The 11,674-nt window shown below is 35.0% G+C and carries 11 protein-coding genes; 4 read left to right on the forward strand and 7 right to left on the reverse strand.

All coding sequences use genetic code 11. From position 1 onward, the window contains the following. Positions 1–172: 172 nt before the first annotated feature. Positions 173–631 (forward strand): hypothetical protein, encoded by a 459-nt coding sequence (locus R7P80_RS03175; protein ID WP_229623744.1) that lies wholly within the window; start codon positions 173–175, stop codon positions 629–631. Positions 632–661: 30 nt separating this feature from the next. On the opposite strand, the gene R7P80_RS03180 is transcribed toward R7P80_RS03175, so the two are convergent. From R7P80_RS03180 to R7P80_RS03200, 5 genes are all read right to left on the reverse strand, one after another. Continuing rightward, positions 662–964, reverse strand: coding sequence for a hypothetical protein (locus R7P80_RS03180; RefSeq protein WP_229623743.1), 303 nt, complete (start codon positions 962–964; stop codon positions 662–664). 10 nt (positions 965–974) lie between these two features. Continuing rightward, positions 975–1,241, reverse strand: a complete 267-nt coding sequence (locus R7P80_RS03185) for a hypothetical protein (RefSeq protein ID WP_229623742.1) — start codon at positions 1,239–1,241, stop codon at positions 975–977. A 14-nt stretch (positions 1,242–1,255) separates the two neighbouring features. Next, positions 1,256–2,098, reverse strand: coding sequence for a hypothetical protein (locus tag R7P80_RS03190; protein WP_229623741.1), 843 nt, complete (start codon positions 2,096–2,098; stop codon positions 1,256–1,258). A 100-nt stretch (positions 2,099–2,198) separates the two neighbouring features. Next, positions 2,199–5,477, reverse strand: coding sequence for a hypothetical protein (locus tag R7P80_RS03195; RefSeq protein ID WP_229623740.1), 3,279 nt, complete (start codon positions 5,475–5,477; stop codon positions 2,199–2,201). A 113-nt stretch (positions 5,478–5,590) separates the two neighbouring features. After that, positions 5,591–6,715, reverse strand: a complete 1,125-nt coding sequence (locus R7P80_RS03200) for a trypsin-like serine protease (protein ID WP_318096665.1) — start codon at positions 6,713–6,715, stop codon at positions 5,591–5,593. A 246-nt stretch (positions 6,716–6,961) separates the two neighbouring features. Here R7P80_RS03200 and R7P80_RS03205 point away from each other — a divergent pair, with 246 nt between their 5' ends. After that, positions 6,962–8,203: a hypothetical protein gene (locus R7P80_RS03205; RefSeq protein ID WP_229623739.1), complete on the forward strand. Its 1,242-nt coding sequence runs from the start codon at positions 6,962–6,964 to the stop codon at positions 8,201–8,203. Positions 8,204–8,304: 101 nt separating this feature from the next. Then, entirely contained in the window at positions 8,305–9,330 is a 1,026-nt protein-coding gene (locus tag R7P80_RS03210; RefSeq protein WP_116920939.1) for a hypothetical protein, read from the forward strand. Between the two features lie 24 nt (positions 9,331–9,354). Here the strand turns inward: R7P80_RS03210 and R7P80_RS03215 are convergent, their stop codons facing one another. Further along, positions 9,355–10,206 carry a hypothetical protein gene (locus R7P80_RS03215; RefSeq protein WP_318096666.1) on the reverse strand — a complete coding sequence of 284 codons (852 nt, stop codon included), beginning with the start codon at positions 10,204–10,206 and terminating at the stop codon, positions 9,355–9,357. Positions 10,207–10,729: 523 nt separating this feature from the next. Between R7P80_RS03215 and R7P80_RS03220 the strand changes: the two genes are divergently transcribed. Further along, positions 10,730–11,308, forward strand: a complete 579-nt coding sequence (locus tag R7P80_RS03220) for a hypothetical protein (protein WP_133297292.1) — start codon at positions 10,730–10,732, stop codon at positions 11,306–11,308. Between the two features lie 30 nt (positions 11,309–11,338). Here the strand turns inward: R7P80_RS03220 and R7P80_RS03225 are convergent, their stop codons facing one another. Next, positions 11,339–11,638: a hypothetical protein gene (locus R7P80_RS03225; protein ID WP_116920942.1), complete on the reverse strand. Its 300-nt coding sequence runs from the start codon at positions 11,636–11,638 to the stop codon at positions 11,339–11,341. Positions 11,639–11,674: the final 36 nt, after the last annotated feature.

Here is an 11,674-nt window from a genome sequence, read left to right on the forward strand (position 1 = left end):
ATTTATACAGTTGCTAAGGAAACCGAAAGCCGCTAAATAAAAGATATAAAACGACCATTTAATGAACTTTGTATTCGCTATCATTTACTGACACCTTAACGCTAGACTTGTTCTAAAGCCTGTGATCATAATATAATGTAACAATCAAAAGTCAACACAAAGAAAGAATAAAATGAATGAAATCAAGAGGATTATTGATGAATTTGGGAATAACCAATCAATTTCATTAAGAAAATTAGAGTTAATCTTATACTTATATGATTGGTATTCATGCTTAAAAAACGGGGTTAAGCGCACCGATATTGAGTGGGAATATGAGCATGGAAGTATTAAATCAAACCTAAAAGATGTATTACTTCGAAGTTGTTTAGGCGCTCAATTCACTATTAGGATTTACTCCGAATTGAGTAAGCTTGGTACAGTCTCATATGTAGAAATTGGCACTAGCGAAAACACTGCTGAATTTGACAACGTTCTTTATTATTTGTCGCAAAAATTAAAACACGCACTATTCAATGATATTGTTCATCTTGTAGAAAGTTCATACCCACTAAACTCCCCAACAATATATAAGAAGTTAAATCTACCCTTGTTGGCATCAGAGTTTAGAGAGGCTATCAAGCCTGCATAGAGCAGGCTTGTTATATCAAAAATGTGAAACTTAGTGTTCTTCTCCGCATGGGCAAGAATACCATTCCTCTTTATCAGGAGTCATATCAGCATCAACTTCCATCTTGTCTGAAAGGAACATTGCGGCTTCAATCATAATGTCTGCTACTGAAGGTTTATGTTCAACTGCATAATCACCATGAGCTGCTACTGCGGCTTTATAAGATGGCAAGTGTGTCCAGAGATCGTATCCAGCATTCTCCTGACGTTCAATGTCTTTTGCCAAATCAGAAAATAATTTCTTAGCTTCCTGACCAGATTCGGCAAGTCTTTTAACAGTATCTACATTTTTCATTATGTAATCCTTAGCAACTTTTAAGTTCAGGAGGGAGATTCGCTATGACAGCTTGTTCTCTTCCATGTACGGTGCTCAGATCAAACTTCGGTCTTTTTGAAAGCTCCGCAATTTGATCCTGTTGAATACAGTACAGCTCTGCAAGCTCTTTTACAATATCCTCAAGATTTTCTGATTTCAATTGACAATTCAATGAGTTGTCTTCAGCTCTTGAGATCGTTATTTTGTCTGTGTTTAAAACTATGCTCTGTAATTTTGCGATTGTAATTGAAGACATTTATTACCCCTTAATTATTTATGCTTTCTACGTTTTTTAGTTCCTGGTCTTGTTTTGAACGATTTACCATCAAAACCTTTTGCATCTCTCAAGTGCTCATCTGCAATTTGAATAATTTCTTCCTGAGTTGAACCTAGAACTCCACAGCAAAACATCTCAATCTCTTGGTAAGCCTGCTGAGGGTAAAATTGCTTTTGGAATTGTAGTAATCTCAGGTTTGTATTGGTTTCAATATTCAATGAGCATGACTGAAAATTATAGTTAATTCGATGTACTTTTAGGTATGGCGTATTGTAGTTTACAAGCAATTGGCGATAAAAATCACTATCATTTGTAGGTTTAAAAGCATTGAAAATTCGCTCAATGATGTCAAACCAATATGCTTCACCATAATCTGTATTCTTGAAAGCGCCTAGATTGCTCATATTGGTGATAAATCGCTTTGCCGACACAGAATCGTAAAAGGTTAGATAAGGCATTTCTCGCTCTGATTTAACGCCATTTAGCGACATGTATTCAATGACCTTTTCTAATCCAGTTCTAGCAGTATTGAATTGATGGAATGCTTCACTACAGAATGTGATTAAAGGGTAATTCTTTCCACAAAAAATCAAAACTCCAACATCAATAAATGGATCTGAGTATCTAGTACCCCAAGCATTACGTCTTGAGATGTCGCGGAAAATTTTCCTAAGTTCCTTTGCTTCAAGTTGCAGTAACTTGTCGATAACCTCAATCGCTGAATCTTCCTGTAGCAGGTGCGTTTTCTTATTACGTGCAAAGACGTAGTTATCATCTGACTGACCAAAAGCTGTACAAGAATCGTAATAATCACTATCTTTAGAAATAATTTTCATTTTTACATTCCTTATTTATTGTTCTTATTATACATAGCTAACACTAGTCGTCAATTTGTTTTACAAATAAAAACCCTCTTGTTTTAAGAGGGTTTGATGTTTAATTCTCTATCTTAAAAGGAACTTTTAGAGACTTTGCAGTTTGAGCAACATGAGAAAGCGGAGTTCCATTTCTCACTATGATTGCAGAAGCGTTCATGCAATCCATCATATATGAGATAGGTATAAAATCATCTTTAATCACTGCCTTTGCCTGATCATTTTCTGAAAGCATTAAGAACTCATCAACAGAATATGTTTCACCAGAAAATGAACCTTCTACTACGACTATCATTTCATTCATATTATTAGTTTCAGTGGTATCTTCAATGAAGATTTTTTCATCCAGTTGTGAAATTGTACTACCAGCTACTCGACTAATATCTGTAAACTCTGAGCAAAGTTCATTTCTCAGCCTAATCAAAGCAATAGATACGATTAAGTGCAATACATCTTTATATGTTGTGGAACTCAAGTTACTATTTTCTGTACTTACTTGTACAGGCTTATCAGCGAGATCATATCCTGGCAATTCACCAAACTTAGAAACCGCACTGGTAACGCAATTCAGTATGATACTGTCGCGAACTGTTTCAAAGAGTATACTGCTACCACTAAAGTACAAAGTTATGATTGGATCAATAATCTGTTTAATCAAATTAACCTTAGCATTTATAGTGATCGAGTTAGACAGGTCAATTTCAGACAATTCTTTAGTGATCGCGACAAGACGGGTTTGTGTCGCAATATAGCTTAAACTTTGGTTAGGCTCGACAACCTTAAGCATGGACATGCTTCCCTTTGCCAAGACAATCCTACCTTCACTCAGGCTGCTCAATACAGATGCACCTAAAATAGAAGAACTCTCATTAAATACAACAGAGTATCGACCATTCAATGCATTACGCGTCTGTTCGTGAGAATAATCTACACATTGATGTCTAACTTGAAAAATCTCAATTTTTCCAAATCTGGTAATGCCAAACTCAACTATTACTGGAACACCTTCAATAGCTTCGATTTCTTTCAGTTTTTTGAGTAATCTAGCCTTTGTAATTTTTGAATCTGACCAATTCTTGCAGTTACCTTCCCTATCTATTTCATAGTAAGAGCTAGAAGTTCCCAGCGTAACCGAATCATTAGCGCCCAAGGATATGCCAACTAACCCTATGTTTGTACCAATTGACTGCATTACACCTTTCAGCGTTGTCTCCACATAAGGAACAAGCCAGAATTGGATATCATCTTGCTTTAGCAAGATGTTTGCATCCTTAATAGCGGCTTCATAGACTTTCATTGCGTCTTCTTTTCCGCTTATCAAGTAACTTTCAAATTTTCCAGAAACGTCCATTTCTTCTTTAGTTAAATGATTAGATCTCAACAGATATTTTTTGTTTTTTATATGTCGAAGTAAGTCCTCCTTGTTTTCAATTATCCAGCCAGCTTTACAGTTTGTAAGATGCTTTACTGTTAAAAGATATTTCTCACCTATACGAGCCTTATCTTCTTTAATTTTCTTACAGCTAAATGCAATGGCAAGAACACCACCTATTGAATAGAATGAAAGCACGTAATTAATCATACTACTTACACTTATGAAGCTATAAGCTAGCCAGTACGCGATCAGAGAAAATATCGCATATTTGCACTTATCTGTGGTCACATAAATGTACGTTGCTAACAGTGGTGCAGCAAATAACACACCAAAAATCTCTAAATCTATCAACTTAGGATTCAAGTGGAAAAAGTTGACAAGAATGTATGAAATTACAATAAAACCAACACTTGATGTTTTAGAAACATTTCCGTTTTTAGAGACCGATAAAGCACCAAAAATCAGGCTGACAACTATCAACGCATAAATATTAATCTCTCTGTCTTTATCTAAAAACTCATAGTTTATAGCTGATAGTAGCTTAGTTAACGGTTGAAGAATATTGTCATCGTAACTAGCTATATGCTCACCATTTATAACTGACCTCTCAAATGCTCCAAAGTACATAGAGTAATGGTAAGTGAATCCCTTGAATTTAAATCCATTGTCAGCAAGATTCTTAGCTAAAAGTTTTCCTAATAATGAACTGAACAGATCATGCGAGGCTATTACCAATTTATCATTTTTGTATCTTTTCAATGGTTCAAGGTTAACTAGCAAAGAACCATTTAAACTGAAAATGTTTAGTTTCGATGCGTTGATAGAATTGTCTCTACCCATTGTGTCAACGCATTGCTCAGTAAAACAAATGTAAGTAAAATAATCAAAATTGCTATAGCTTCTAGCATGAATCTCTATGGGTGAATAATATCTATTTTCATTTATATGTGATTTCGTTACAACAGGGTCATCACTTCTTAATGAAATCTCACGGATTAATTCAGAATTGCTTGTAACATAAAAATCCTTAACCCCTGTTTGCTCTGAAAGAATATTCAGTAAACCATTCTTATAATTGTAAAAACTCTCAGAACTTGAAAAGTTATCATTTTTATTTATTAGAACAATCGTTTTTTTGTTTCGATTAATCCTGGTAGATATTGAAGACCAGTATTTATCTCCATACGCGTAAGCTAGATCTACATCTAAATAAATCATATCTTCTTTATATATCTGAGAAATAGAAGAAATGAATCGAGAGGCTACAACAATATTAAAATCATCGAGAAGCTTTGCTCTTCTCGCATTAAATTTCTCAATAATCGGAAAATCATAATCTTCAAAGTCATATTCTCTGAAATTTTTGGCGCAAGTTTTTTGCTCACAATTAAATGTTGCCAACTCAGGCTTAACTAACATAACTTTGGTATTTGCATTCTTAGCCACCTTCTCACCGAAATCGAGTAAGGTTTGATAGGAGTGCGATCTTAATAATACATAGTCAAACTTATTAGCATTAATGTAATCAATAGCTTTGTCGTACTCAGCGTAACCATATGTATTATTGTTATTTAAGTAAATATTTCGGACATCTTGAATTTTTATTAAGCTTACTCGCTTACCAGAGTTGATGACTTCAGGAACCATTGCAATAGGTAAGAATCTGTCGGAGTTGATTTGAACACTTTCACTTGATTCGAAATATTTTTGCTTTAAGCTGAATTTTTCTACTCTATGATCGACTACGTTTTCAAAGATGAAATACGTAAGTAGCACCAACATTCCAACCATTGCAAAAAGCATGTGTTTCTTATTTCTTATACCCACCCCACCAGAAACAATAGCAAGAAGTATTGGAACTAAATAGCCAATGCTGTTGATCGCCATAATCGGAAATGCGGAAGCGTTAAAGCTTACTGCCAATAGAGAGCTTCCTGCAATGACCTTGCGTAAGATTGTATTCATAAGTTGATAATTTATTTATTGATATTTAAATAGGAATTCAACGAAATATAACACAAAAATTCATAAAAAAAGAGGGCATAAAGCCCTCAATCTCAATATTATCTTTTTTCTGCTTACTTTTTCTTTCTGCGACTGTAAGCGGTTGCTCCTAAAGCAATCAGAACACCTAGACCAAAACTGCCACCAGATTTATCTCCTGAATCACCATTACCGTCTGTAGCATTGTCGTCATCATCACCGACAAAGTCTGGGTCTTCTCCTGAGTTACCACCCACTTCACCCTTGTCAGTGTATGAAGGCATATTCTCATCAGCAAGAGGATCATAGCTAAACACGGTCATTTGAGCTAATTGGTTAACTACATATTCTTCACCAATCTCAGCAGTGATTGTGTTTTTAATCCAGTCTACATAGTCAGCAATATTAGTAAATTCAGAGTAGTTATTGTTGTCACAGTTATCCTTACCGATAGAGGCAATGCCAGCTAGTCGCAGACCTTTGTTGTTATCCCCTGCATTACTTGGGTTTTTCCAAATTAGTGGAGCGCCAAGATCTCCGTAACACATGCCTTGTGTGTATTCAGGATGTGGAGTAGTACCACAATGTGTCAAGCGAGTATTGTAACCATCACACTTATCATTTGGCACACCAGATAGGTAATCACGCTTTAAAGCGCCATCTAGCGAGCCTTGATAACCAGTTGTTACAAACAACGGTAAACGTTCCTGGTTCTCTACCCAGAAATCTGATTTTTGCTGCGTTAAAACATTTTCATCTTCGTCAGCGGTCATTAATTGAATTACACCGTTCATTGGGAAGCTGCTTTCATTGAACTTGACCAGTGCAATATCGTTTGCATCAGCAGGGTTTCCAGTAGCGCTTGAGTGTACGAAGAACTTATCGATATTTAGTGTTGCTAGACCCTCACCATCATAATCTGGGAATGATACTTGAACACTTTCGATGTCATTCTTATCAAGACCCTTTGACACATCAAAGAAACACTGAGCAGATGTTACAGCCCACTGAGTGTCAATGATTGCACCGCCACATACTTTTGCTTCTTCAACGCCATTCATTGTAGTGATTACCTTAACTTGCCAAGGGTAATTACTTTCAAGAACTTCAACACCGCCAGTAGTGACTTGTTCTGTTCCATTAGTGGTGCTTGCTAAAGCAAGAGGGCTTGATACAGCAGTCATTGCAAGAATAGCAGATAGTAACTTTTTACTTTTCATAAAAACTCCGTTACGGCGTTAAAGCCTTGATAAACTCATTAAAATCAGAATGTTAATCACTTTGTATGTTTCGAATTATACACTTACAGGATTGAGCGTCAATAATATTTGCTGAAATAAAATCAATTTCAAAAGTTAATTTGATTTGAATCAATTTCTTGTTTGGTTGCTAACTTTATATTTTATTTTATTAACTATTTTATAGCGGCATGTTACAATATTATAAAAATAATATTGGAAACGGCAATGAACGTCATAAATCGCTTACAAACTGATTTTTCAGGTTTTTTTGATGAAATAAGTGAGTCACACATTAGACTAAGAAGTGGCCTAGAAATAAAACTTACTGATTCGGTACGGAAGTCCTTTGAGGATATTTTTAATTCAAATTCTAAAATGGAAAAGGTCAAAACCATTCTGAATATGGAGAAAGTCACTTATCCCGATGGAAATCCATTCGTAAACGGTGAAGACAGACTCTTAGTTCCATTGAGCAGTAAATCTAAACTAAAAGAGATAACAACACACTCTCCAGAATCCGTAATAGGCTATATAGCCACAGATGATTGGAGCAACAACGATTTAGAATGCGCCTATGTGTATGACAACAACCTGGATACCCTAGTCCATCAACGCAGATTTGATATGCTGGGGGGAGTACAAACTGTTGACGCATACCTTAACACCCCAACGACAGTGGGTAAAATAGCATTTACCAATGATTTAGTCTCAATGGAAGACAAGCTTAATAGCTTTAACTCGTCACTTCCTGACCCAATACCTAACTTCAAGTTTGGAGATGTTCTTGTAATGCCTCTAAGGGATGGGTACAGAGCTGAGGTAACAAAACAATCTAAATTCTACAATGACCAGGAAACCGTTGAATACATAATCAATGTCATTACACCAAAAGAGGAAATATTCAGTTCTATCATAATCGAAGAAGATCCAAGTTTTCTAATAGGATTAAGAGATGGACATGAACCTGTTGAAAATATGCTTCCTGAGCACACGAGTAAAGTAACTGGCTTGAAAACAAAACCCATACGATTTCATGAGTTTACATCTGAAAAACTCCAAGATTCAATCATGAGTATGATGACTAGACAGGAGCCAATTTCCTTTTTATCTAAAGACGGTAGTTTTGAGGTAATCATCGGGAACTCTATGCCACCGCTTGGGGTTAACTACTACCCATTAAGTGTTGATATTATGATCCGAGATATTGGTAATCATAGATTCAATAAAGTATCCAGTGGACACGTAAATTATGAGAACCTTATGATATTGTTAAGAGATGGTAAATCAGCATTAAATGATACTCTTACGGAATATGATGAAGAGTACGTCGATAAAACTGAGTCATACGGTTTTCAGAAAGGAACAGATGGAGAGATATTGATCGGTTTGACTTTAGAGAGTGGAAACATCATTCAGATAGAGAAGAGAAATCCCGATCCACGGCTGTCTCAGGGGATTGATTTTTAATCAGTTTAAGCAGGCTTTGCCTGCTTTATTTTTTTATTGATATTTAAAACATCTAATGTATCATGGTAAAAAATAAATAATTAAATAATTAAAAACTTTTTATGAATGATATAATAAAAAGATTGCGATCTGAGTTCGGCATATATCGACAATCTCCTGTGGGAAAAAGGATAGGTTACAATTTTTGGTTTCATGTCTCTTATGCAGACTGCTTTGGTGTTGAAATTGAGAAATTCTTAAATTCACCCAAAATTGATTTCATGCCGACAATAATCAAAATTAACAATAAAACAAATGCAATATCATTAATTCAATGCGATGAATTTGACAGTCAAGATTGCCCTGTAATTGGCAAGGTTTTAACCTTCAAACAAGACGGATCTTGTAAGCTAACTAAGCAAAGCGAAAATCCTTTTATCTACCATCATAAATGGCTTTTTGTAGCCGATGAGTACAATGGCTTTGACATAAATAAATCAAAATTGTACTCATATATATGGAAGTCCCTATTAGGTGTTGATCCGTCAGTATCCAGCATAATAGGCAGATATGACTGTTGGTGTGAAATCTTAAAAAAACACAAAATAGAAAATTTAACAAAACTCTGGCTTGACTGTGACCAAAAAGTATCATCAAAAAAAACATCTATGAATTCGAGAAATAAACCGAAAATATTTGGACTTGGGTGTGATTTGGGATTGTTTAGAGATAACACTGTCAACTTGGATATAGGGGGCGGTAAGTTTGAGACAGGTACAACGTTTCTATCTAAGATTGGAGTAACAAACTTAATTATCGATCCGTTTAACCGCCCTGTAATTGATAACGCAAATGCCATTATTCAATCCAAAAAACACGGTGTTGACACAGTTACAATTAGCAACGTGCTTAATGTAATAATTGAAGATACTGTGAAGCTAAAACTTATAGAACAAGCATTCGACGCTTTAAATGATGACGGAACGCTTTTGGTTACATGCTATGAAGGAAATCGCAGTGGTGTTGGTTGCTTTTCTTCTAAAGATAGCTGGCAGGAAAACAAAAAAACTGCTGAATACTTGCCTCTCATAAGTAAGATTTTTCCGAAATCTCACATTAAAAAGGGGCTAATCATAGCTAAAAAGTGAGCCTCAATTGAGGCTCATTTATCATCATAAATCATAGTCGAATAGAAGATTATAGTCGTGCGTATATATTACGGATTTTAGAATACATATTTCTTTTTCATTGACGCAGTCAAGTTGTAAAAGTGACTCGTAAATACTCATAAGAACATCACTGGTCTCAAGAGCTGTTAATTCAATCAGACCATTTTTATCTGTGCTTCGATAGACTTCAAAATCATCAGACGAATATTTGTCAGCAATGATTAGTGGAATGTAGAGTTTAATGTTATCGAGCAGCGTTTTCATGAAATTGCTTCTATTCGTCGCAATCTCTATTGTTTCTAGACTATAAAATAACTCATTCAAAGACTCATGAGAACAATGTGAAATGGATTTAGAAATAATTGATTTAGCTTGCTTTATTAAGTATTTAGAACGTGTTGATTGAATTGCTAATTCAGAGATTCGCTCATAAGATTCTTTTAATGCGATTAAGATTTTATCTTCTGAGTCAATGAGTGCATACTTAATATTGCGGGAAAGTTTTGATGCTAAGACGCTATATTGTTCTTCTTTGTGCATTAATAGATCAATGTTCTTCTGAGTATATCCGACTTTATCATTACTTATTTGAGCACCATAAACCTTTGAAATAGCATTAAGTTCCCTTATTACCTTAGCTTCCAACTCAGAAATTTTATATATAACATCTGTTTTAAAAAACTTACCCTCTGGTTTGTATGCTTTTATTGTTTCTATTAAGTTCAGTTCGGCTTGTTCTATTACCTGGCTCACTAAGCATTTCGAGTTCACATCAATTTTTGTAAGTCGAAAGTCTGACTCATGAAGATGGAATGATTTGGATAGCGCAATAAATTGACTAATTTTACTGTTCATAGTGTTTTTACCTTTATTTATTATTGTTATTTGCAACTTCGATAGTAACAATTACTGGTTTAAAGGTAAAACCAAAAACACGATATTGAATTTAACAACTCATAAATTAGCCAGTTAATAAAATAATTAATAAAAAGTGTTGTATTATTTTAAAAATACTTGTATATTTTATTTAATGTATATCGGAACGCGGTTACATTTCTTTGTTATTTCATTTCTTTTCCTAGAGTGGGTCTTGTTGCTTAGCAGCAAGACTTTACTCTTTCTAAATGACTAAATATTCAATTCCTTGCACAGTGATAAGAGACGTATTTATCTGAAATCTTTATCAGAATTGCCCAGTTTCCTTTACATGCATGATAAACAAAGAACGTTTGACCATTAAATTGTTTAGGCATATACTCGATGATTATCAACTCATATCAAACAAGGGTATATGATGATTTTGCATACATATGATCTCCTACGGAGTATACATGCTGTTAACGCAGCGTCTAAAGCAACTCTCAAGAACCCTTCCGAGATGACTGGTTTTCATAGAAAAGCAATCCAGCTAATGGATGAGCTAGGCATCGACTTCAATGACTTATACACATTGAAAAATCGAGGGATTGCTTTCGCATTACAGGAAGGGATACTTCAATACCTATATCATCACAATAGCAAGCCTGTATACGCTGGTGTAGAGGATGGGTTTAAGTTTTTCTTTCATACCCCAACGGAAATGACACCAGATCCAAAATTGGACTTTGATGAAAACCTACACTTGAATCTGATTGAAAATCAACAGAACAACACATTTACCCCTGTGTCTTTGATAACTGCTATCAAAAACCTACAAAGCCTGCCTTCTGGACGAAGCAATACGTCAATGGACGATTTCAAACCAAATCCAGTCCGATACGAAGGTCAAGGTAAGCATAATATTGAAGCCGTAAATAAAAAGGTCATCAAAGAATATAAGGTAAATGGATTTAGTTTTTCTCAATTACTTGAGGAAAATGAGCTTGAACCAAACAGTTTCTACTCGGGGGAAACGAAACCTGGTCTTTATGGTCAGCATAGAGCGGGTCAGATCAGGAACAGAAAGTATAACTATTGATAAATTGAGCCTGCTAAGCAGGCTCTTTTATTAGAACCAGATGTACTGATTCACTTTGTCGAATTCAACATTGAAAACAAAGCCTTCGGATGTTGAGACTTCTACAGCCAGAACAGGATCTATAATGTAATCCCCTATTACTATCCATTTTCTGTCTATAAGTCCCATTTCCGTTATAACTTTTCCGCTAACAATTTTCGTTACACTTAACAGTTCGAGACTTAGTGATTTCTTGAGATTATATCCAATTATCTCTGCTGCATTCTCTGCAACAATATCTTGTGCGTTTTTAATGATATTAATTGTTAATTCTTCTAGCTTCTTTTTCATGCTCTTTCCTAAAATAGAAAAGCGCCAGCGGTTAAC

Source organism: Vibrio sp. 2092 (assembly GCF_033339635.1).
GTDB lineage: Bacteria > Pseudomonadota > Gammaproteobacteria > Enterobacterales > Vibrionaceae > Vibrio > Vibrio alginolyticus.